The 22509-nt window shown below is 58.1% G+C and carries 21 protein-coding genes and 1 other RNA gene; 12 read left to right on the top strand and 10 right to left on the bottom strand.

Translation table 11 applies throughout. The features are described from left to right. Nucleotides 1-109: 109 nt before the first annotated feature. The 4 genes from CWM57_RS00335 to CWM57_RS00320 are packed head-to-tail and all read left to right on the top strand — an operon-like array spanning nucleotide 110 to nucleotide 4150. Complete coding sequence (locus CWM57_RS00335) at nucleotides 110-1108, top strand: ABC transporter substrate-binding protein (RefSeq protein WP_100675437.1); 999 nt, start codon at nucleotides 110-112, stop codon at nucleotides 1106-1108. Further along, nucleotides 1108-2145, top strand: a complete 1038-nt coding sequence (locus CWM57_RS00330; RefSeq protein WP_100675436.1) for a FecCD family ABC transporter permease — start codon at nucleotides 1108-1110, stop codon at nucleotides 2143-2145. The genes CWM57_RS00335 and CWM57_RS00330 overlap by 1 nt, the downstream gene beginning before the upstream one ends. After that, entirely contained in the window at nucleotides 2145-2906 is a 762-nt protein-coding gene (locus CWM57_RS00325; protein WP_008804455.1) for an ABC transporter ATP-binding protein, read from the top strand. Before CWM57_RS00330 ends, CWM57_RS00325 begins: the two co-directional genes overlap by 1 nt. 56 nt (nucleotides 2907-2962) lie before the next feature. After that, a complete protein-coding gene (locus CWM57_RS00320) occupies nucleotides 2963-4150 on the top strand; it encodes an MDR family MFS transporter (protein WP_165784144.1) in 1188 nt (395 codons plus the stop codon). A gap of 84 nt (nucleotides 4151-4234) precedes the next feature. On the opposite strand, the gene CWM57_RS00315 is transcribed toward CWM57_RS00320, so the two are convergent. Beyond that, nucleotides 4235-5266 (bottom strand): methionine synthase, encoded by a 1032-nt coding sequence (locus CWM57_RS00315; RefSeq protein ID WP_061154236.1) that lies wholly within the window; start codon nucleotides 5264-5266, stop codon nucleotides 4235-4237. 23 nt (nucleotides 5267-5289) lie between these two features. Further along, complete coding sequence (locus CWM57_RS00310) at nucleotides 5290-6270, bottom strand: DUF1852 domain-containing protein (RefSeq protein WP_074385555.1); 981 nt, start codon at nucleotides 6268-6270, stop codon at nucleotides 5290-5292. Nucleotides 6271-6878: 608 nt separating this feature from the next. Here CWM57_RS00310 and CWM57_RS00300 point away from each other — a divergent pair. Beyond that, nucleotides 6879-7199: a hypothetical protein gene (locus CWM57_RS00300; RefSeq protein ID WP_061154234.1), complete on the top strand. Its 321-nt coding sequence runs from the start codon at nucleotides 6879-6881 to the stop codon at nucleotides 7197-7199. A gap of 96 nt (nucleotides 7200-7295) precedes the next feature. Here the strand turns inward: CWM57_RS00300 and CWM57_RS00295 are convergent, their stop codons facing one another. The 3 genes from CWM57_RS00295 to CWM57_RS00285 all read right to left on the bottom strand — a co-directional run bounded on the left by CWM57_RS00295 (nucleotide 7296) and on the right by CWM57_RS00285 (nucleotide 11211). Continuing rightward, the gene (locus tag CWM57_RS00295) at nucleotides 7296-7544 is read right to left on the bottom strand and encodes a GlsB/YeaQ/YmgE family stress response membrane protein (RefSeq protein ID WP_002909014.1); all 249 of its coding nucleotides are present in this window, start codon (nucleotides 7542-7544) and stop codon (nucleotides 7296-7298) included. Between the two features lie 203 nt (nucleotides 7545-7747). Then, nucleotides 7748-8158 carry a 1,4-dihydroxy-2-naphthoyl-CoA hydrolase gene (gene menI, locus CWM57_RS00290; protein WP_023290099.1) on the bottom strand — a complete coding sequence of 137 codons (411 nt, stop codon included), beginning with the start codon at nucleotides 8156-8158 and terminating at the stop codon, nucleotides 7748-7750. Continuing rightward, a complete protein-coding gene (locus CWM57_RS00285) occupies nucleotides 8155-11211 on the bottom strand; it encodes an FAD-binding and (Fe-S)-binding domain-containing protein (RefSeq protein ID WP_074385554.1) in 3057 nt (1018 codons plus the stop codon). Before CWM57_RS00285 ends, menI begins: the two co-directional genes overlap by 4 nt. A gap of 218 nt (nucleotides 11212-11429) precedes the next feature. On the opposite strand from CWM57_RS00285, the gene ydiK reads away from it, so the two are divergent. Continuing rightward, the gene (gene ydiK / locus CWM57_RS00280) at nucleotides 11430-12542 is read left to right on the top strand and encodes an AI-2E family transporter YdiK (RefSeq protein WP_100675434.1); all 1113 of its coding nucleotides are present in this window, start codon (nucleotides 11430-11432) and stop codon (nucleotides 12540-12542) included. A 189-nt stretch (nucleotides 12543-12731) separates the two neighbouring features. Next, nucleotides 12732-12839, top strand: an RNA gene (gene rprA, locus CWM57_RS00275) — antisense sRNA RprA. 86 nt (nucleotides 12840-12925) lie between these two features. On the opposite strand, the gene ppsA is transcribed toward rprA, so the two are convergent. Continuing rightward, a complete protein-coding gene (ppsA, locus tag CWM57_RS00270; protein ID WP_008804447.1) occupies nucleotides 12926-15304 on the bottom strand; it encodes a phosphoenolpyruvate synthase in 2379 nt (792 codons plus the stop codon). Between the two features lie 75 nt (nucleotides 15305-15379). Between ppsA and CWM57_RS27300 the strand changes: the two genes are divergently transcribed. The 4 genes from CWM57_RS27300 (at nucleotide 15380) to hemP (ending at nucleotide 18012) form a co-directional block, all read left to right on the top strand. After that, the gene (locus CWM57_RS27300; RefSeq protein ID WP_165784109.1) at nucleotides 15380-15499 is read left to right on the top strand and encodes a hypothetical protein; all 120 of its coding nucleotides are present in this window, start codon (nucleotides 15380-15382) and stop codon (nucleotides 15497-15499) included. A gap of 144 nt (nucleotides 15500-15643) precedes the next feature. After that, entirely contained in the window at nucleotides 15644-16477 is an 834-nt protein-coding gene (locus tag CWM57_RS00265; RefSeq protein WP_044612763.1) for a pyruvate, water dikinase regulatory protein, read from the top strand. Between the two features lie 153 nt (nucleotides 16478-16630). Beyond that, nucleotides 16631-17677 carry a 3-deoxy-7-phosphoheptulonate synthase AroH gene (gene aroH, locus CWM57_RS00260; RefSeq protein WP_061156355.1) on the top strand — a complete coding sequence of 349 codons (1047 nt, stop codon included), beginning with the start codon at nucleotides 16631-16633 and terminating at the stop codon, nucleotides 17675-17677. 155 nt (nucleotides 17678-17832) lie between these two features. Further along, nucleotides 17833-18012, top strand: a complete 180-nt coding sequence (gene hemP / locus CWM57_RS00255; RefSeq protein ID WP_023290103.1) for a hemin uptake protein HemP — start codon at nucleotides 17833-17835, stop codon at nucleotides 18010-18012. A 29-nt stretch (nucleotides 18013-18041) separates the two neighbouring features. Here hemP and selO read toward each other — a convergent pair whose 3' ends face one another. The 4 genes from selO to CWM57_RS00235 form a co-directional block, all read right to left on the bottom strand. Next, nucleotides 18042-19484, bottom strand: coding sequence for a protein adenylyltransferase SelO (gene selO, locus CWM57_RS00250; RefSeq protein WP_100630674.1), 1443 nt, complete (start codon nucleotides 19482-19484; stop codon nucleotides 18042-18044). A 112-nt stretch (nucleotides 19485-19596) separates the two neighbouring features. After that, a complete protein-coding gene (locus CWM57_RS00245; protein ID WP_100630675.1) occupies nucleotides 19597-20061 on the bottom strand; it encodes an NlpC/P60 family protein in 465 nt (154 codons plus the stop codon). 81 nt (nucleotides 20062-20142) lie between these two features. Further along, nucleotides 20143-20892: a vitamin B12 ABC transporter ATP-binding protein BtuD gene (gene btuD / locus CWM57_RS00240; protein WP_100630676.1), complete on the bottom strand. Its 750-nt coding sequence runs from the start codon at nucleotides 20890-20892 to the stop codon at nucleotides 20143-20145. Further along, nucleotides 20892-21443: a glutathione peroxidase gene (locus tag CWM57_RS00235; protein ID WP_074385548.1), complete on the bottom strand. Its 552-nt coding sequence runs from the start codon at nucleotides 21441-21443 to the stop codon at nucleotides 20892-20894. The genes btuD and CWM57_RS00235 overlap by 1 nt, the downstream gene beginning before the upstream one ends. Nucleotides 21444-21679: 236 nt before the next feature. Between CWM57_RS00235 and CWM57_RS00230 the strand changes: the two genes are divergently transcribed. After that, on the top strand, nucleotides 21680-22480 hold the full coding sequence (locus tag CWM57_RS00230) for a MetQ/NlpA family ABC transporter substrate-binding protein (RefSeq protein WP_100675433.1): 801 nt from the start codon (nucleotides 21680-21682) through the stop codon (nucleotides 22478-22480). Nucleotides 22481-22509 lie beyond the last annotated feature (29 nt).

Here is a 22509-nt window from a genome sequence, read left to right as displayed (position 1 = left end):
TGACACTGAATATATTGCATTGTATAAAACCCCGCCCCAATAATGAGTTTCATTTGCATTACTCCCATTTGCTGGTCATCCACTCGCCTGTTTACAAGGATAGCGTTTAATGAAGAAGGTCCTCTGCGCGTTAGGCTTGATGTTCACCGCCGTCAGTTCCGCGCTGGCAACAACCTACCCCCTGACGATTGAAAACTGCGGCTATCAGGAGACCTTCACCCAGCCGCCGGAGCGCGTGGTCGCGCTGGGGCAAAATACGGTCGAAATTCTGCTGCTGCTCGGGCTGCAAAAGCAGGTGGTCGCCAGCGCCTTCTGGCCGACCAGCGTTTTACCGCAGCTGGCTGAGCAAAACGCGAAGATAAAAACTCTGACGGTGGAAATTCCGAGCCTGGAATCCGTGCTGGCGCAAAATCCCGATTTCGTTCCCGCCCAGTTGCCGCTGCTGCTGGGGCCGGAAAGCAAAGTCGCTAAGCGTGAAGATCTCGCTACCGTCGGCGTAAACAGCTACGTCTCACCGGGGATGTGCGCCACCAAAAAGGCCACCGGCGATATGTACGGCAGCCGGCAAAAGCTGTGGGATATGACCTGGCTGTATCAGGAAATTAGCGATTTTGCTCGCATTTTCAACGTCGAAGATCGTGGTCAGGCACTGATTGCCGATTTCAAAAAACGTGAAGCCGACCTGCGCCAGGAGTTTGGTAAAAGCAAAAAGGATCTCTCCTTCGTCTTCTGGTTCTCCAGCGCCTCACCTTCGGCCGATGCCTATGTTGGCGGAAAAAACAGCGCCTCCGGATTTATCGCCAGCGTGCTGGGCGGACATAATGCGATTACCTCCGAAACCGAGTGGCCCACGGTGAGCTGGGAGAGCATTATTGCCGCCAACCCGGATGTGATCGTGGTCTCCAGCCTGGATCGTAACCGCTGGGCGCTGGATAAGGCCGAGGAGAAGATCAAATTCCTCAAAAGCGATCCCGCCGTCAGTCAGCTGGAGGCAGTGAAAAAAGGCCATATCGTGGTCATGGACGGTCAGGCGATGAACCCGACCATTCGCACACTTTATGGCGCGGAACAGGTGGGCGAACAGCTGAGAAAAATGGGGCTGAATTGATGAGCGTCGCCGTGCTTCAGACGCGCCGCAGCATGCTGCTCACCGGCTGGTGTTTACTGGCCGTGATCGTGCTGGCGCTGGTGATAGCGGTGGGCGTCAGCGTCGGCGAGCTGGCTATCCCGCTGCAGAATGTCTTTTACACTATCAGCAACAGAACCGGCTTAACCGCTGAGCCTCTCAACCGTATCTATGAGAGCGTGATCTGGGATTTCCGCCTCAGCCGCGCGCTGGTCGCCGCCTGCTGCGGCGCAGGCCTCGCTATCTGCGGCGTCGTGCTGCAAAGCCTGCTGAAAAATGCCCTCGCGGAACCCTACGTCCTCGGCGTCTCCGCCGGGGCCTCCACCGGCGCGGTGTCGATCGTGGTGCTGGGCCTTGGCGCTGGCGCGATTTCCCTCTCGGCAGGCGCCTTTGCCGGGGCCTTCGCCGCCTTCGCCTTTGTCGCCTTACTGACTAACGGCGCGCGCGGCGGCAATGAGCGTACGATTCTGGCGGGCGTTGCCGCGTCGCAGTTATTTAACGCCATCACGGCTTACACCATCAGCACCTCCGCCAGCGCACAGCAGGCGCGCGATGTGATGTTCTGGCTGCTGGGCAGCTTCAGCGGCGTCCGCTGGCCCGAATTCCAGCTGGTCATCGTGGTGGTGCTCGCGGGCCTTGCGGTCTGCCTGTGGTATGCCCGGGCGCTGGATGCGTTCACCTTCGGCGATGATGCCGCCGCCTCGCTGGGGATTGCCGTGCCAAAGGTACGCCTGATCCTCTTCACCACCGCGGCGCTGATCACCGCCACCATCGTCAGTATGGCCGGCTCGATCGGCTTTGTCGGCCTGGTGGTGCCGCACGTGATGCGCTTCTTCTTTGGCCCGCTACACCGGACGTTGCTGATTGCCAGCGCGCTGGCAGGGGCGATCCTGATGGTGCTGGCGGACATTGCGTCGCGCCTGCTGATTGCCCCGCAGAGTCTGCCCGTTGGGGTGGTAACCGCCCTGGTTGGGGTGCCTTTCTTTGCCGTGATTATCTACCGCTCAAGGAATAAGTGATGAGTATTTGCGCTGAAAATATCACCTGGAAGGCAGGCAAAAAGGTCATCGTCAATAATGTCTCGCTGCGGGTGTCCCGCGGCGAAACGGTCGGACTGCTGGGGCCCAACGGCTGCGGCAAATCCTCGCTGCTGCGCGTTCTGGCGGGCCTGCGCCGCCCGGATGCGGGTCGCGTCACCCTCGACGGCCAGGACATCACCCGGATGGCGAAAAAGCAGCTCGCCCGCCGCGTGGCTTTCGTCGAGCAACACGGCATGACCGAGGCCAATATGCGGGTGCGCGACGTCGTACGCCTGGGGCGCATTCCCCACCACTCTCCGTTCTCAAACTGGAGCGCTCAGGATGACGAGGCGATCACCGCCGCGCTGCAGCGGGTGGCGATGCTGGAGAAAAGCGAACAGGGATGGTTGAGCCTCTCCGGCGGCGAGCGGCAGCGGGTGCATATCGCCCGCGCGCTGGCGCAGAGCCCGAGCGAAATTCTGCTGGATGAGCCCACCAACCATCTGGATATACACCATCAGATGCAGTTAATGCAGTTGATCAGCGAGCTGCCGGTGACCAGCATTGTGGCTATTCACGATCTTAACCATGCCGCGATGTTCTGCGATTCGCTGATCGTGATGCAGCAGGGGCAGATCCTCGCCAGCGGGACGCCGGAGGAGATTTTGTCCGAAGCGCTGCTGTGGGACGTTTTCCGGGTGAAAACCAAAATCGAGATCTCCCCTTACCACGGTAAAAAACATATTCATTTCATCGTTTAGGTTGGGCGGATATGCCTCTCTTCTCCCTGCGCCCTGCGGCAACCCTCTGGCCTCCCGTGTTACTGGGAAGCCAGTTCGTTTTTAATATTGGCTTTTACGCGGTCGTTCCTTTCCTCGCCCTCTTCCTGCGCGACGACATGCTGCTCTCTGGGGGACTTATCGGCCTGATCCTCGGGCTGCGCACCTTCTCTCAGCAGGGCATGTTTATCATCGGCGGGACGCTGGCCGACCGCTATGGCGCTAAGGCCATCATCCTCGCCGGCTGCGTCGTTCGCGTCGCCGGTTATCTGCTGCTGGCGTGCGCTACGTCGCTGTGGCCCATTATCCTCGGTGCCTGCCTGACCGGCGTCGGCGGCGCTCTGTTTTCCCCGTCGATCGAGGCCCTGCTGGCGCGGACCGGTACCCACAGCCAGGCCAACGGAAAACGCAGCCGCGCCGAGTGGTTTGCGCTGTTTGCGGTATGCGGTGAGCTGGGGGCGGTGATCGGACCCGTAGCGGGTGGGCTGATGAGCGGGATCGGTTTTCGGCATATCGCCCTCGCCGGCGCGGGAATATTTCTCCTGGCGCTGCTGGTGCTCTTTTTCTGTCTGCCCGCCGACGGGCACACGACAACAACGCGCAGACGAGTCCCATGGTGGACGCCTTTGCGCCAGCCGCGCTTTGTCGCGTTTATTCTCGCCTACAGCTCATGGCTGTTGAGCTACAACCAGCTGTACCTCGCCCTGCCGGTGGAGATCCAACGTTCCGGCGGTCGTGAGCAGGATCTGGCGCCGCTCTTTATGCTGGCCTCGCTGTTGATTATCACCCTGCAGCTCCCTCTCGCCCGCTTCGCCCGACGAATTGGCGCCGTGCGCATCCTGCCGGTGGGCTTTCTGCTGCTGTCGGCATCTTTTGCCAGCGTGGCGTTATTCGCCGCCACCCCGCCCGCCGAAGGCTGGCTGCGATTATTGCCGTCGGCCTGCTTTGTCACGCTGCTCACCCTCGGCCAGATGTTACTGGTGCCCTCAGCCAAGGATCTCATACCGCTGTTCGCCGAGGAGTCGACGCTGGGCGCCCACTACGGGGCGCTCGCCACCGCGGGGGGTTGCGCGGTGTTAGCCGGGAATTTGCTGCTCGGTCATTTGCTTGACCAGGCGCTCACCCCCTCGTCGCAGGCGGTTTATCCCTGGCTCTTGCTGGCGCTGTTTCCACTGTGCAGTGCCGTCGCCCTGCGGGCGATCTGCCGCCCGCTGGCGGCAACATGACGCTGAGCGGACAACAGCCCGCTCAGGAGGTGAACCGGCGATGAAGGACACCGCCAGGGGAAGATAACGGGAGTGCGCCCCGCCTTACTTTGCCGCCAGCTCGCGGCGAACGATCTCAGCGCCGGCGCTCAGGGCATGCAGTTTGCCGGTCGCAACATGGCGCGGCAGCGGCGCCATACCGCAGTTGGTGGACGGGTAGAGTTTGTCGGCATCGACGAACGCCAGCGCCTTGCGCAGGGTTCCAGCCACCTCTTCTGGCGTTTCGATAGCATGACTGGCGACATCGATCGCCCCGACCATCACCTTTTTACCGCGGATCAGTTCCAGCAGATCCATCGGCACCCGCGAGTTGTGGCACTCGAGAGAGATAATATCGAGGGATGATTTCTGCAGCTGCGGGAAGGCCTCTTCATACTGGCGCCACTCGGAGCCCAGCGTTTTTTTCCAGTCGGTGTTGGCCTTGATGCCATAGCCGTAGCAGATATGGACCGCCGTTTCACACTTCAGCCCTTCGGTCGCTCGTTCTAAGGCGGCGATCCCCCAGTCGTTGACTTCATCAAAGAAGACGTTGAAGGCCGGCTCATCGAACTGAATAATATCGACCCCGGCGGCCTCTAACTCTCTCGCTTCCTGATTGAGGATTTTGGCAAACTCCCAGGCCAGCTTTTCCCGGCTTTTATAGTGGTTGTCATACAGCGTGTCGATCATCGTCATTGGGCCCGGCAGCGCCCATTTGATCGGCTGACTGGTGAGCTGACGCAGATAGCGCGCGTCCTCCACGAAGACCGGTTTCTGGCGCTCCACGGCGCCCACCACGGTTGGAACACTGGCCTCATAGCGGTTACGAATTTTCACGATCTCACGTTTGGCAAAATCAACGCCGCTGAGGTGCTCAATAAAGGTGGTGACAAAGTGCTGCCGCGTTTGCTCGCCGTCGCTGACAATATCGATCCCGGCACGCAGCTGGTCGTCGAGGGATAAACGCAGCGCGTCGCGCTTGCCGGCCAGTAATTCTTCGCTGGACAGTTTCCAGGGCGACCACAGGGTCTCTGGCTGCGCCAGCCAGGACGGTTTCGGTAAACTGCCGGCGGTCGATGTCGGAAGCCATGTTTTCATAATAAGTAGCCTTTTATTTTGGTTTAGCAAAGCGCGAAGTTAGCAGACCATTGCTCAAGCAACGTCTTGTGCGGGTTGATAAAATGTTGTTGTGTAAATTTACCCTGCTCTATCGCCAACAGGCTGCGCTCTTCCCGGTCATAAACAATTTTTGTTAATGAATGATCCAGGTGACTGAGATTGGGCTGATAGTATTGCCCCGCCGCGGAATTGGCATTGTAGATCTCCGGGCGGTATATTTTCTGAAACGTCTCCATCGTGCTGATGGTCGCGATCAGCTCCAGGCTGGTGTAATCGCTGAGCAGATCGCCGGTAAAATAAAAGGCTAACGGCGCGACGCTGTGCTTCGGCATAAAATAGCGCACCTGCAAGCCCATTTTGCTGAAATAGCGCTCCGTCAGCGACACGCCATCCTGAGCATATTCAATGCCGAGGACCGGATGTTCATTGCCGGTACGCCGGTAAACATCTTTACTGGAAACGCTCAGGCAAATCACCGGTGCCTTGCTGAAGCTGGCCTTATAGGCGCTGGATTGCACGAAATCCTTAAAGATATTGCCATGCAGCTCGCCAAAGTTATCGGGCACGCTAAAGCTACCCCGATTTTTATTATGCTCCAGCAGCAGCACGCTAAAATCATAATCCCGCACATAGGAAGAGAAGTTATTACCGGCGATACCGGCATGACGCTCACCGCTCTTTTTATCGACAATATGCGTTTGCAGGATCTCTATCACCGGGAAGCTGGCGTCATCCTGAGCAATATTCATCTCGACAGAAATAATATCCAGTTCCACCGCATAGCGATCGTTGTGGGGATTATCCCAGTGCGCCAGGGTATTAAACCGGTTATTCATCATGATTAACGTATTACGCAGATTTTCCTGACGGTTCTCCCCTCTGGCTAAATTGGCAAAGTTGGTGGTAATACGCGTATTTTCCGCGGGGTTATAGTTCTCATCAAAACGACTGCGCTTAATCGTATAGGTAAATTCGTTAGTCATGGCGATTGTCCATTCTGGTGTTGGGTATGAAGCTGAATGAGCAAATTGCCATTCCACAAGCAACGCGGGGTCAGGCCTGGCGCGCTTCAACCGGTAAATGTTGTTGATTCGTTAATGAGTCTATTTTTGCCAGAGTCGGCGCTGGAGGGAAAGCGACTTAAATTCATTGCAACATGAGCCATCCTCATGTTGCTCCGCTGAGCGCTGGTTGCAAGGTGTGGAACCAGTCGTGGTCATGGCACTATGGTCAGGCGCGGGCAACTCAGGCAACGTCTGGCGAATAATCATTTGTCCAGTGAATGTATGCCAGGGTACAATCTTTAACCACTATAATACGTGCTTTGACGTCGCCGCCGTGCCGTACCCGTTTGCTGGAGCTTTTGTCGTAAAGAATGATTGTTGATATCAGTATTATGTCGATGTGCATGGCTGTGCTGCTGATTATGAGCGTACTGCTGAACTAAAATGCTTCCCCAATGACACAAGCTCTCATCTGACCTTCACATTCGCGAAGAAAAAAGGAGATTCAGAGGATTCGCGTCGCACGGGATTGTCCCGCCTGCCGCCGCCCTCTACTCTTTTGGTACTTGCTAATCGAGGAATACCAGATGAAAAAAGCTTTGACTGCCCTGTTCGCTATCGCCGCGGTTGCCGCCGCCAGCGCCTTTGCGGCCGATAAAACCGACGGCCCGGCGCCCGCCGTTGATAACGGAGCCCGCCCCCCGCTGGAGATGGGCCGTGGCCCCCTTCCGCCGTTCCCGCCGCAGCTTCCGCCGCACAGACCGGTGCTCTTTTCGGCCACGGTAGCGACCGATACGCCGGCAGAAACCATTAACAAACTGACCGCGCTGATCCCGGCCAGCCCGGCGAAGCACTACGAAGTTCATGTTGAGGTGGTGCCCGTTACCGGGGATGCCGACGGGCAATAGCCCTTGCGCGGGTCGCCCGACCTGGGGCTGCAATAAAAAAAGCTGCCGCTTATCGCGGCAGCTTTGTTAACTTGAATGAAACAGAATGGCAGAGAATTAGCTACGCACTTTCCGGTAGATAAACAGCACGACCAGCGCACCGATAACCGCGACCACGAAGCTGCCGAAATTAAACCCATCGACTTTGCCAAAACCAAAGAGGGTACTGATCCAGCCGCCGACCACGGCGCCGATGATCCCCAGAATAACGGTGACAATAAACCCGCCGCCGTCTTTCCCCGGCATAATCCACTTGGCTAAAATACCGGCAATAAGTCCAAAAATGATCCAGGAAAGAATACCCATGGTTAACCGTCCTCTTGTTACCTTTAAGCATTTAGTATTGAAAAGAGTAGCATATATAACGAGAGTGGATCGGCAATAATATATTTATTAGATAATTCCTTGCCGCTGCAGGGTGGCCCTTGTGACAAAATCTCTGGTCCTGACAAACCCGTTTCCGCTTATTACCCTGAAAAAAGGGAGGCTATTCGCCTCCCGGTCACGGCTTATATTACTGCGGTGGTTAGCCGCGATGAACAGCACAATCGCGACTGTTCGTCGAAGATTTCGATTTGCCAGACCTGATGGCGAGTACCGACGTGCAGCGCTTTACAGACACCCCGCACCCGGCCCCCGCGCGCCGAACGAATGTGGTTGGCGTTAACCTCCAGCCCCACCACCTTCTGTTCGCCTTCGCTGCACAGATAACCCGCTACCGACCCCAGGGTCTCCGCCAGCACCACCGACGCCCCACCGTGCAGCAGGCCAAACGGCTGCTGCGTACGGCCATCCACCGGCATCGTGGCCTCCAGCGTATCGTCGGTAAAGGTCTCAAAGCGAATATCGAGCAGCCCCACCATATTTCCCTCACCGAGCCGGTTGAGCTGCTCCAGCGTGGCCTGACGTTTCCAAATCATCCTATTATCTCCAGTAACGCCTGCAGCGGATGGCGAACGCCGCTGCCTTCAATGCGCTTCACCTGACTGCGGCAGGAGTAGCCCGTCACCAGACAGCGGTTACGCGGCAGCCGCTGCATCGCCTGCTGCCAGGAGAGCGCGTAAATGGCCAGCGAGTTGGCATGGTTTTTCACTTCATGACCATAGGTCCCTGCCATCCCGCAACACCCGACGCTGACGTTTTCCAGCTTCGCGCCAAAGTGGGCAAAAATATCTGCCCATTGCTTTGTCGCCGCCGGCAGCGCGGTCACTTCCGTACAGTGGCCGAACAGGTACCAGGGCTCGCCTCCCTGATCGGGACGGGCGGCGGTCGTCAGCGCCTTCGGCAACCACTCATGCACTAACAGCACCTGGAAATCGCCGCGCTTATCGCCGAGTGTTTGCTTATATTCATCGCGGTAGCAGAGCACCAGCGCCGGATCGACGCCGACCAGCGGCATGCCAAGCTGCGCCACGCGATTGAGGAAGTCCGCCGTCTTCTGCGCGGTGCGCGCGAAGCGGGTGAGGAATCCTTTAATATGCTGCGCCTTGCCGTTTGGAGAGAACGGCAGCAGCACCGGCTGATAGCCTAACGCTTCGACGAGGCGAATAAAGTCGGCCACCACCTGGGCGTCGTAGTAGCTGGTGAAGGGATCCTGTACCACCAGCACCATCTTCGCTTTCTGCTCGTCGCTCAGCGTTTCGAGCTGCTCAAGCGTCATGTTGGCGGAGCGGTGGCCGGCCATCTGCTGCTTCAGCGACGGCGCCGAAAGCAGCGGCAGATCGACCATCCCAATGTGCTTCTCCGAGAGCTTTTTCAGCCACGGCTGGTTAATAAAAAAGTTAAAGGTCTTCGGCGCCTGCGCCATCAGCGGCGCATAGGATTCGACCGACGCCACCAGATGATCGCGTACCGGGCGCAGATAGCGGCTGTGGTACAGCTGCAGGAAGCGCGAACGGAACTCGGGCACATCGATTTTGATCGGGCACTGGGTCGAACAGGCTTTACAGGCCAGACAGCCGGACATCGCCTCTTTGACCTCGTGCGAGAAGTCATATTCCCCTTTACGCGCATGCCAGCTGTTCCGCGTGCGCGCCACCAGCGAACGCAGGCTGACGCCCTGCTCCGGCAGCGCCTTCTCCAGCTGGTTGGGATCGACGCCGCGGTCGGCCAGCAGGCGCAGCCATTCACGCACCAGCGTCGCGCGCCCTTTCGGCGAGTGGATGCGCTGGTTGCTGACTTTCATCGACGGACACATCGGGCTCTTGACGTCAAAGTTGAAGCACAACCCGTTGCCATTACACTCCATCGCCCCGCGCCAGTTGCTGCGCACCGCGATGGGGATCTGCCGATCCCAGGTGCCGCGCTTCACCGCATCGACTTTCATCATCGGTGCGTCGACGCCTTCCGGAGGACAGATTTTCCCTGGGTTCAGGCGGTTATCGGGATCGAAGACCGCTTTGATCTTCCGCAGCTCGGCATACAGCGTCTCGCCAAAGAAGGCCGGACTGTACTCCGCGCGGAAGCCTTTGCCATGTTCGCCCCACAGCAGGCCGCCATACTTCGCCGTCAGCGCCACCACGTCGTCAGAGATCTGCTTCATCAGCACCTCCTGCTGCGGATCGCACATGTCCAGCGCCGGACGCACGTGCAGCACCCCGGCATCAACGTGGCCAAACATGCCGTAGCTCAGGCCGTGGCTGTCGAGCAGCGCGCGGAACTCGACGATGTAATCCGCCAGATGCTCAGGCGGTACGCAGGTGTCCTCGGCGAAAGGAATAGGCTTGGCGGCGCCTTTGGCATTGCCCAACAGACCCACGGCCTTCTTGCGCATGGCGTAGATCCGCTCTACGCCATCGAGATCGTGACAGACCTGCCAGCCGATGACGCCCGCCTCACTGCCGGCCATCAGCTCATCCAGCCGCTGGCACAGGGCGGTGACCTGCTGGTCAATCAGCGTAGCGTCATCCCCGGCAAACTCGACGATATTGAGCCCGAGCATCTCTTTATCCGGCACGTCGGTGATCAGTTCGCTTACCGAGTGCCAGACGATATCCTCGCGCGCCAGATTCAGTACCTTGGAGTCGACAGTCTCCACCGACAGCGCTTTCGCCTGCACCATAAAGGGCGCGTTACGCAGCGCAGAGTCAAAGGAGTCATATTTGACGTTGACCAGGCGGCGCACCTTTGGCAGGCGGGTGATATCCAGCCGCGCTTCGGTAATAAACGCCAGCGTGCCTTCCGAACCGGTTAAAATACGGGTCAGATCGAACTCGCTCATCTCATCGTTAAAGACATGACGCAGATCGTACCCGGTGAGGAAGCGGTTAAGTTTAGGAAACTTATCAATGATCAGTTCACGCTGCGTCTTGCAGCGCTGGTAGACCGTGTTATAGATCCGGCCAATCGTCGATGGGGTGTTGCCCAGCGTCTCCGCCAGCGCCACCGGCACCGCCTGGGTATCGAGGATATCGCCGCCCATCAGCACCGCTCGCAGACCGAGCACGTGATCCGACGTTTTACCGTACACCAGCGATCCCTGTCCGGACGCGTCGGTGTTTATCATCCCGCCCAGCGTGGCGCGGTTGCTGGTGGAAAGCTCAGGTGCAAAGAAGTAACCATAGGGTTTAAGAAACTGGTTCAGTTGATCTTTGATGACCCCGGCTTCAACGCGCACCCAGCCCTCTTCGGGGTTAATCTCAATGATGCGATTCATATAGCGGGACATATCGACAATAATCCCGCCGTTCAGCGCCTGGCCGTTGGTGCCGGTGCCACCGCCGCGCGGCGTGAAGACCAGCGATGTAAAGCGCGGTTCGGCGGCGACGCGCGCCAGCAAGGCCACGTCCGCCGTAGAACGCGGAAAAAGCACCGCATCCGGCAGCAGCTGATAGACGCTGTTGTCGGTGGCCATCGTCAGCCTGTCGGCATAGCTGGTGGCGGTATCGCCGGTAAAACCCTGTTGCTCCAGTACCTGCAAAAAATTCAGCACCAGCTGAACTACCCCTGGTGCCTGAGAAATTTGTGGGATCATCACACTTGACCCTGCCTGACTATGTTGTGTTTGAAAATATTGTGTTGGTGCTAACTAAACGTTTGCGTAGCGCATTCAACTTTTTATCACATTTTTTTCATATGCGCCCACGTGTTTTCTGTGCAAAATCAGCCCGGCAATATTATTGATATTATTATCAGTACATGGATTTACGCGGCGCCAGCTTTTTGGCGCGACTGGAAAGGTAAAATTTCTCTATGATAAACCTCCATCAGCCTCGGGACATTCCGCAAATACTGCTGTCGGTGCTGTTCCTGGCCCTGATTATCATATCCTGCCTGTGGGTTGTGCAGCCGTTTATTCTGTCCTTCGCCTGGGCCGGTACGGTGGTGATCGCCACCTGGCCGGTGCTGCTGCGTCTGCAGCGCGTGCTGTTTGGCAAACGGATGCTGGCGGTGCTGGCGATGACCCTGCTGCTGTTTTTGTTATTCGTTATTCCTATCGCTCTGCTGGTCAACAGCCTGGTGGATAACAGCGTCCCGCTGATCAAACTTATCAGCAGTGGAAATGTGACGCTGCCGGATTTCGCCTGGCTGAACAGCGTGCCGCTGGTCGGCGATAAGCTGTACTCCGCCTGGCACGGCCTGCTGGATATGGGCGGCTCGGCGATTATGGCCAAGGTTCGCCCGTATATTGGCACCACCACCAGCTGGTTCGTCGGTCAGGCGGCGCACATCGGCAAGCTGCTGGTCTACTGCGGTCTGATGCTATTGTTCAGCGCGCTGCTCTACTGGCGCGGCGAGCAGGTGGCCTACGGTTTCCGCTATTTCGCTACACGCCTCGCGGCCAAACGCGGCGATGCCGCGGTGCTGCTGGCCGGCCAGGCCGTACGCGCCGTGGCGCTGGGTGTGGTGGTGACGGCCCTCACTCAGGCGGTGCTGGGTGGGATTGGTCTTGCCATCTCCGGCGTGCCCTACGCCGCCCTGCTGACCGTGGTGATGATCTTTACCTGTCTGGTCCAGCTCGGGCCTTTGCTGGTTCTGGTGCCGTCGATAATCTGGCTTTACTGGAGCGGGGACACCACCTGGGGCACCGTACTGCTGGTATGGAGCTGCGTGGTCGGCACCATGGACAACGTGATCCGTCCGGTGCTTATCCGTATGGGTGCCGACCTGCCGATGATCCTCATCCTCACCGGCGTCATTGGCGGACTGATCGCCTTCGGCATGATCGGGTTGTTTATCGGCCCGGTGCTGCTGGCCGTCTCCTGGCGTCTGTATGACGCCTGGGTACACGAAGTGCCGCCACCGCCGAAAGACCCTGACGTCGTCCTCGAAGAGCTCAGCGAGCTGGAGGCCGGTCGCAAGTAATGCCCTGGCAGGCGGGGAGACCCGCCTGTTTCCTTGCCCACTTATTGTTAAGCAAAATTTATTGATTGCCGGCAAAGCGCTGGCCCTGAGCGCCATTCCCCTCGCTTTCCTCCCCCGGTCCTTCACAACAATTTAACTATTGAGAGGAATCTGATCGACGGCAAAGGCCCCGCTGCCTACTATTAGCTCACGGTTATAAATCAACACCTTGATTTATAAGCATGGAAATCCCCTGAGTGAAACAACGAATTGCTGTGTGTAGTCTTTGCCCATCTCCCACGATGGGCTTTTTTTTGTCCTGCGCATCGCCACACCGGACAGCCTGCAACAGGCAAAAAAAATCCCCGGCATCGCTCCCGGGGATCGGTGCTGTCAGGGCGAACTTATTTTTTCAGTTCCGCCAGACCTAACCAGGTTTGCACCACGGTATCCGGGTTCAGGGACAGACTGTCGATCCCTTCTTCCATCAGCCAGGCGGCAAAATCTTCATGGTCAGACGGCCCCTGGCCGCAGATGCCGACGTATTTGCCCTGTTTTTTCGCTGCGCGGATCGCCATCGACAGCAGGGCTTTCACCGCGTCGTTGCGCTCATCAAACAGCTCAGAGACCACGCCGGAGTCGCGGTCCAGACCGAGCGCCAGCTGGGTCATGTCGTTCGAACCGATGGAGAAGCCGTCGAAGTACTCGAGGAACTGCTCGGCCAGCAAGGCGTTCGATGGGATCTCACACATCATGATGATCTTCAGCCCGTTCTCGCCGCGCTTCAGCCCCTGACGCTCCAGCTCTTCGACCACCGCTTTCGCCTGGGCGACGGTACGCACAAACGGCACCATCACTTCGACGTTGGTCAGCCCCATGTCGTTACGCACGCGCTTCATCGCTTCACACTCCAGCGCGAAGCAATCGCGGAAGCTTTCGGAAACGTAGCGTCCGGCGCCGCGGAAGCCGAGCATCGGGTTCTCTTCTTCCGGCTCATAACGCTCGCCGCCCACCAGGTTGGCGTATTCGTTAGATTTAAAGTCCGAAAGACGCACGATCACCCGTTTCGGGTAGAAGGCGGCGCCAAGGGTAGCGATCCCTTCGGTCAGACGGCCGACGTAGAACTCTCTCGGCGAATCGTAGCCTTTCATCAGCTCGCGGATTTCGTTTTGCAGGCCCGGCTCCTGGTCGTCAAACTCCAGCAGCGCGCGCGGGTGAACGCCAATCATGCGGTTGATGATAAATTCCAGCCGCGCCAGACCCACGCCTTCGTTCGGCAGGCAGGCGAAGTCAAACGCACGATCCGGGTTGCCGACGTTCATCATCACCTTCAGCGGCAGATCCGGCATCTCGCCGACGCTGGAGCTCTTGACGCTGAAGTCCAGCAGCTCGGCGTAAACATAGCCGGTGTCGCCTTCGGCGCAGGAGACGGTCACGTTCTGGTTTTCCTGAATGCGATCGGTGGCATCGCCGCAGCCGACCACTGCCGGGATCCCCAGCTCACGGGCGATAATCGCCGCGTGGCAGGTACGTCCGCCGCGGTTGGTGACGATCGCCGAGGCTTTCTTCATGATCGGTTCCCAGTCCGGGTCGGTCATGTCGGTAACCAGCACGTCGCCTGGCTCAATGCGGTTCATCTCGCTGATATCGTGGATCACCTTCACCGGGCCGGCGCCGATACGGTGGCCGATGGCGCGCCCTTCGGCGATGATCTGCCCCTGAGCGTGCAGGGTATAACGCTCCATCACCTGGCCGCGGGAACGCACAGTTTCCGGACGCGCCTGGACGATAAACAGCTTACCGGTGTGGCCATCTTTCGCCCACTCGATATCCATCGGACGACCGTAGTGCTTCTCGATCTGCACCGCCTGCTTCGCCAGCTCTTCGACTTCCTCGTTGGTTAACGAGAAAACATCGCGCTGCGCCTGCGGCACATCTTCGATACGCACCTGCTTGCCGTGCTCCTGGGTCGGCGCGTAAACCATGCGGATCTTTTTCGACCCCATGGTGCGGCGCACGATAGCCGGGCGGCCAGCGGCCAGCGTCGGCTTGTGGACGTAGAATTCGTCCGGGTTCACCGCGCCCTGCACTACCATCTCGCCGAGGCCCCACGCCGAGGTGATAAACACCACCTGGTCAAAGCCGGACTCGGTATCGATAGAGAACATGACGCCGGAGGAGGCCAGATCGGAGCGGACCATCCTCTGCACCCCGGCGGAAAGCGCCACGCCGCGGTGATCGTAACCCTGATGCACGCGATAGGAGATCGCGCGATCGTTAAACAGTGAGGCAAACACGTGCTTCACGGCAACGAGCACGGCGTCAAAGCCCTGCACGTTGAGGAATGTCTCTTGCTGCCCAGCGAAGGAGGCGTCCGGCATATCTTCCGCAGTGGCGGAAGAGCGCACGGCAAATGAGGCCTCGGCGTCATCGGCGGACAGCAGGTCATAAGCATCGCGAATCGCGTTTTCCAGTTCGCTCTGGAAAGGGGTGTCGATGATCCACTGACGGATCTGCGCGCCCGCTTTCGCTAATGCGGAAACGTCGTCAATGTCGGTTTCATCCAGCAGTGCATAAATGCGCTGGTTAACACCGCTTTGGTCCAGGAACTGATCAAAAGCATCAGCGGTGGTGGCAAACCCGTTAGGCACGGAGACACCCATACCGGACAGGTTTGTAATCATTTCACCAAGGGAGGCATTTTTGCCCCCAACTCTGTCTACATCATTCATGCCGAGTTGGTTATACCAAAGCACCAGCGGTGACGAGCCATTGTTGGACATCGAGACAATCCTTTTGTGATTTAATACCAGTGAAAAAAATTTCACGATCGACTGCAGGATTATCCTGACATATTTATGGTGCTGAAAAAAACGGTGAATCGTTCAAGCAAATTATTTTTTCAATTTTCGGACTGTTCCCCCGATATAGTTAACTTAATGATTTTTAGGAATTATGACGAAAAACGCTGGAAATAACGGCAAAAAAAAGAAAATGAACCACCCTTTTCATAAAAAACAAAAATAGCGTTTCAATTTTAACAAGAGACAAATCAAACAGGGATATGCTTAAATTTAATATCCGTATTCAGGCAATTAAACTCATTATACCGGATGGTCAAAATGGAAAGTGCTGTAGATCGCCACGTATTTTATATTTCTGACGGTACCGCCATTACGGCAGAAGTGCTGGGGCATGCCGTGATGTCGCAATTCCCGGTCGCCATCAGCAGCGTGACTCTGCCGTTTGTCGAAAACGTCAGCCGCGCGCGGGCGGTGAAGGAGCAGATCGACGCCATCTATCAGCAAACGGGCATTCGTCCGCTGGTGTTCTATTCCATCGTCATCCCGGAAATCCGCGACATTATCCTGCAAAGCGAAGGTTTTTGTCAGGACATCGTGCAGGCGCTGGTGGCCCCGCTGCAGCAGGAGCTCAACCTCGACCCGACGCCAGTGGCGCACCGTACTCATGGCCTCAACCCCGGCAACCTGATTAAATATGATGCGCGTATCGCCGCCATCGATTACACCCTCGCCCACGACGATGGCATCTCCCTGCGTAACCTCGATCAGGCCCAGGTGATCCTTCTCGGCGTGTCGCGCTGCGGCAAGACGCCCACCAGTCTGTACCTCGCCATGCAGTACGGCATTCGCGCCGCCAACTATCCGTTTATCGCCGACGATATGGACAATCTGGTGCTGCCGGCGTCGCTGAAACCCCTGCAGCATAAGATGTTCGGCCTGACCATCAACCCCGAACGGCTGGCGGCGATCCGCGAAGAGCGTCGGGAGAACAGCCGCTACGCCTCTCTGCGTCAGTGTCGGATGGAGGTGACCGAAGTGGAGGCCCTGTATCGCAAAAATAAAATCCCGTGCCTGAACAGTACCAATTATTCTGTTGAGGAAATTGCGACAAAAATCATGGACATCATGGGGTTGAATCGCAGAATGTACTAACACACTAGTACATTATTAAAAATTTGTTTATGCTATCACCCGTGGCCTATACAGGATCATGCCCTGCTCTTGCAATAAGCAGGGATTGGTTTATCGTGATGCGCATCACTTCCCGGCATTTTCGCCGCGGAAGAAACAGATTTTGAGACCCCAATGAATAAAACAGACGAATTGCGTACCGCGCGCATTGAAAGCCTGGTAACGCCCGCGGAACTGGCACAGCGCCATCCCGTCACGGCCGACGTGGCCGCCCACGTCTCGGCCTCCCGCCGCCGAATTGAAAAAATCCTCAACGGCGAAGACCGCCGCCTGCTGGTGATTATCGGCCCCTGCTCCATTCACGATACCGACGCGGCGATGGAATATGCCCGCCGCCTGCAGGGCATGCGCGAGCGCTACCAGCCGCAGCTGGAGATCGTGATGCGCACCTATTTTGAAAAACCGCGTACCGTGGTGGGCTGGAAAGGCTTAATCTCCGATCCGGATCTCAACGGCAGCTACCGGGTCAACCACGGAATTGAGCTGGCGCGGCGCCTGCTGCTGCAGGTTAATGAGCTGGGGGTACCGACGGCCACCGAGTTTCTCGATATGGTGACCGGTCAGTTTATCGCCGATCTCATCAGCTGGGGTGCCATCGGGGCGCGCACCACCGAAAGCCAGATCCACCGTGAGATGGCCTCAGCGCTCTCCTGCCCGGTCGGGTTTAAAAACGGCACCGATGGCAATACGCGCATCGCGGTGGACGCCATCCGCGCTTCCCGCGCCAGCCATATGTTCCTCTCCCCGGACAAGCAGGGGCAGATGACGATTTACCAGACCAGCGGCAACCCGTACGGGCATATCATTATGCGCGGCGGCAAACAGCCAAACTATCATGCCGAGGATATTGCTGCCGCTGGCGAGGCGCTGCGTGAATTCGATCTGCCGGAACAGCTGGTCGTTGACTTCAGCCATGGTAACTGCCAGAAGCAGCACCGCCGTCAGCTGGAGGTGTGCGCCGATATCTGTCAGCAAATTCGCGCCGGCTCCACCGCCATCGCCGGGATTATGGCAGAGAGCTTCCTGCAGGAAGGCACCCAGAAAGTGGTCCCCGGCCAGCCGCTGACCTGGGGCCAGTCGATCACCGACCCCTGCCTGAGCTGGGATGACAGCGAAAGGTTATTGAGCGAGCTGGCCGCCGCCACCGCTACCCGTCTGTAACCGCTCCGCCCGTCGCGCCTGCGGCGGGCAATTTCCTTCGGTGACTCCCCTACCAAATCCGGTAACACGATAAATAACGCTTGCCGTCAAAAACAACATTATTGATAATGATTATCATTGTTGCTTTGATTTTTATTTTGAGAGCTATGACGCGTATGGATAACACTGCCACAGCTGAAAAACCAAAAGACAATGCCCCTTATCCCGTGGCGACGGACAGGCAGATTAGCAGTCGGGTGCTGTTAGGTAGCGAAGGACGGGTAGTCATTGAACATGGCGGCCAGCGCTATCTGCTGCGCCAGACCCATGCCGGGAAGTTAATTCTGACCAAATAAGCGCCCCGCTGAGCGCGGGGCGAGGCGAGTTAGCTCGAGCAGCTGACTTCCAGACGTTTCCCCCAGTCCGGTGGGCGGCGGACGTAGTCGTCCTCGCGATCGGTAAAGGGGTCAGCCAGCGCGGCATGCAGGCGCTCCAGCTCGCCCATATCGCCCGCCTCGGCCTGCTCTATCGCCCGCTGCGCCAGCCAGTTGCGTAACACCAGCGCCGGATTAACGCCATGCATCCGCTGCTGGCGCTGCGCGTCATCCACCTGTTCATCACGCAGGCGCGCACGATACCCGGCAAACCAGCTGTCAAAAGCCCCCCGATCGATAAACTCGTCGCGCAGCGGCGAGGCGGCGCTGAGCTGTTCGCTGTGGCTCAGCAGGCGGAACGTTCGGGTATAGTCGCTCTTCTCACGGATCATCAGGGCAAACAGCCCGTCCAGCAGGTCGTTATCCCCTTTCTGCTGGCTGAACAGGCCGAGTTTATCGCGCATCCGCTGGCCATAAGTAGTCAGCAAGGCGTGCTGATAATCATCCAGCGCCGCGTTCAGCGCTTCGGCGCTGATAAACGGCGACAGCGACTGGGCCAGACGCTGCAGATTCCACAGTCCTACCGCCGGCTGGTTTTCAAAACTGTAGCGCCCCTGGTAATCCGAGTGGTTGCAGATGAAGTCCGGCTGAAAATCGTCAAGGAAGCCATACGGGCCGTAGTCGATGGTCAGACCGAGAATTGACATATTGTCGGTATTCATTACCCCATGGGCAAAGCCCACGGTTTGCCAGCTGGCGATGGTCTGCGCGGTACGCGTGACAACGTCACGGAACCATAACAGATACTTGTCTGCCTCATCCTGCAGCTGCGGCCAGTGGTGGCGAATGACATAGTCGGCCAATTGCTGGACCTTCTGCGGCTCACGGCGATAGTAAAAATGTTCGAAATGGCCGAAGCGGACATGGCTCTCTGCCACCCGCATCAACATCGCGCCAGCCTCCACGCGCTCGCGGTAGACCGGCGTATCGCTGGTCACCATCGCCAGGGCGCGCGTCGTCGGGATCCCCAGCGCGTGCATCGCCTCTGACGCCAGACTTTCCCGGATCGTCGAGCGCAGCACAGCGCGGCCGTCCCCCATCCGCGAATAAGGAGTCAGGCCGGCGCCTTTCAGATGCCAGTCGTAACGGCGGCCATCCGCCAGCTGCTGCTCGCCGAGCAGGATCCCGCGTCCGTCGCCCAGCTGGCCAGCCCAGGCGCCAAACTGATGGCCGCTGTAAACCTGCGCCAGCGGCGACATGCCCGGAAGCAGCGCTTCGCCGCCCCAGACGCCGGCCCCACTTTCAGGCGCAAACAGGGCGTCGGGCACCCCCAGCTGTTGCGCCAGTGGGGCGTTGCGCCAGATGAGTCGGGCGTTATCCAGCGGCGTCGGTGACAGGGAAGTGTAAAAATCCGGCAGTTCATCCCGCCAGTGGGTGGTAAAAGAAAGGGTCATGGTTCCTCCTTCCTTCAGTGTAGTGCCTCGAACAGCGGATTAACACAGGCGGAGTGCAGGGTTATCGGCAGAAAAAAGGGAAGCCTCACTTCCCTCTTGCTTCTGAATGACGTCAGATACGCCGCGCCTGCCAGAACTTTTTGTTCCAGTAGACGTTATCCAGCGAGGAACGGGTGACGCCCTGGCTGGTGGAGGCATGAATAAACTGGTTGTCGGTATCGTAAATGCCAACGTGTAAGCCGCTCTCCCCTGAGCCGGTTTTGAAGAACACCAGATCGCCGGGCAGCAGATCGCGCTTATCGATGCGGGTGCCGACTTCCGCCTGCTCGCGGGTTTCACGCGGCAGCTGGAGGGCAAATTTATCGCGAAACGTGCGCACCACGAAGCCGGAGCAGTCAACGCCGCGCGGCGTCATGCCGCCGTAGCGATACGGCGCGCCACGCCAGCTGCGCAGCTGCTCGTTCAGATTCGCCACCACCGTAATGGAGTCAGCCAGCCGAGGATTCGGCGGCGGTGCCCGATGGCTGCTGCAGCCGGCTAAAATTAACGCCGCCGCCAACATGAACCAGAAGCGCATTTCAGATGATCCCTCTGTCCCTAGTCTCTTTATCGCAATAATTTAGCTTGTTTATCAATACACTGACAAGGTGACTGCGTGCTACTGTGACGCGATGAGCATAATATGACCGGCCACCTCCACGCGCTGGAACGGGATCGCATAGGCAGCGGTTAAATTTTCCTCATTCAGCACCTCGGCGGTCTCTCCGCAGGCGATGGCTTCGCCCTGGCAGAGCAGCCAGCTTTGTCCGGCATGGCGCAGGGTATGGTTGAGATCGTGGCTGCTCATCACCACCGCAATACCCGCCGCGCTCAGCTCACGTAACAGCCGATCCAGCGCCGCCTGCTGAGCCACATCCAGACTGTTCATCGGCTCATCCAGCAGCAGCAGTTGACCCGCGGGATGACTCAAGGGATCGATCTGCAGGATGACTGCCGCCAGCCGCACGCGCTGCCACTCACCGCCCGAAAGCTGATTGACCTGACGGCCCAGCTTATTGTCCAGACCAAGCCTGGCCGCGATATCGCTCAGACGGGCGCTATCGCCCTGCTGCTGCATATGCAGCGCCAGGTAGTGCCACACCGGCATGGCGAACGGCGGGGTCTGGTGTTGGCACAGATATCCGCGACGGCGCGCCAGCTCCGTCGCCGGCCACTCGTCAAGCCGCCGGCCGTTAAAATGAACCGTGCCGGGGCCGTCGGACAGCCCCGCCATGCGGGTCAGCAGCGTGCTCTTCCCTGCGCCGTTCGGCCCCACCAGGTGGACAATCTCCCCGGCGCGAAAAGCCGCAGAGAACGGGGCCAGACGCCCCGCCGCTTCTACATCCTGTAGCTGCATCAGAAACGCCATTATTTCGCCAGCGCTCCTTTAATCGCCGCCACCAGCTGCGGATCGTCCGGCGTCATATCCGGAGAGAAGCGCTGAATGACGTTGCCCTGGCGATCGACGAGGAATTTTTCGAAATTCCACAGAATGTCGTCCACATACAGCGGCGCCCGGCCTTTGCTGGCCATCCGCTCATAAAAACCGCTGCCTTCCGGGGCCACCGCTTTCGGCGCGGCGGCAATCAGTTTTTGATACAGCGGTGCGCGATGTTCACCGTTGACGTCAATTTTGCTGAACAGCGGGAAGGTGACGCCGTAGGTGGTGCTGCAGAAGGTCTTAATCTCTTCTTCACTGCCCGGCTCCTGGCCGAGGAACTGGTTGCAGGGGAACCCCAGTACGCTAAAGCCCTCGCCGGCAAACTGCTTTTGCAGATCCTCCAGTTGCTCATACTGCGGCGTCAGGCCGCATTTCGAGGCCACATTGACGATCAACAGCACCTTGCCGGCAAAGGATGCCAGGGTGGTTTTCTCGCCATCAATGGTCGTCACTTCGGTATTCAGAATGTCATGTTGCATAGCCTGTCCTCAATGGATAAACCGGTTTCCGGTGAAGGTGATCCCTATCTACTGTAGCGGATTCAGCGGCCGCCATTCTACTGCCAATCCCCCCGAGTTGTCGCATGATGTAACAGCGCTTCGCTGGCCGCCGGCAACATGAAATCCTCTCAATTGGGCAGTCGACCATTTCCGTGTACAGTATCCCGGTAATGTAATATGGTTTCGTTACTTGTTAATTTAAGAGAGTTTTATTGATGAAGAAGTTGTTTAGCCTGGCGTTAATCGCCACCTCTGTCGCCCTGCTGAGCGCCTGCTCTCCGGATGAAGATAATAAAGTGAAAGTCGCTATCAATACCGGGCCGGACGAAGCCATCTGGAAAGTGGTGGAGCAGGTGGCGAAGGATAAATATCATCTCGACGTCGAAGTGGTCTCCTTCAATGATTATGTGCTGCCCAACGAAGCGCTGAACAACAAAGATGTGGATGCCAACGCCTTCCAGACCCTGCCGTACCTTGAGGCGCAGTCGAAAGAGCGTGGCTATAAATTTGCGGTGGTCGGTAAAACCTTTGTCTTCCCTATCGCCGCCTATTCTCACCGGATCAAAAACATCAGCGAACTGCCCGATGGGGCGACGGTGACCATTTCTAATGAAACCACCACCCTGGGCCGCAGCCTGCTGCTGCTCCAGGCGCAGGGGTTACTCAAGCTGAAACCGGGCGTCGGCTATTTACCCACCACGCTGGATATCATCGACAACCCGAAACAGCTGAAAATTGTTGAAGTGGATACCCCGCAGCTGACCCGTACCCTTGATGATCCGAACGTCAGCCTGTCAATTATTAACACCAACTTCTCCGCTCAGGCGGGCCTGTCGGCCGCCCGCGACGGTCTGTTTATGGAGGAGCCGGATTCCCCTTACGTGAATGCGATTGTCGCCCGCGAGGATAATAAGGACAGCAAGAAAATTCAGGAGCTGAAAGCCGCCTTCCAGACCAGCGAAGTCGCGGAAAAAGCGAAGGAAGTCTACAAAGGCGACGCGATTAAAGGCTGGTAAGCCTGAACCGGCGCCGTCCCTGCCGACGG

The sequence above is a fragment of the Klebsiella sp. G-Nf4 genome, from assembly GCF_002810615.1.
Taxonomy (GTDB): Bacteria; Pseudomonadota; Gammaproteobacteria; order Enterobacterales; family Enterobacteriaceae; genus Klebsiella; species Klebsiella variicola.
This window is presented reverse-complemented; position numbering and strand designations above follow the sequence as displayed.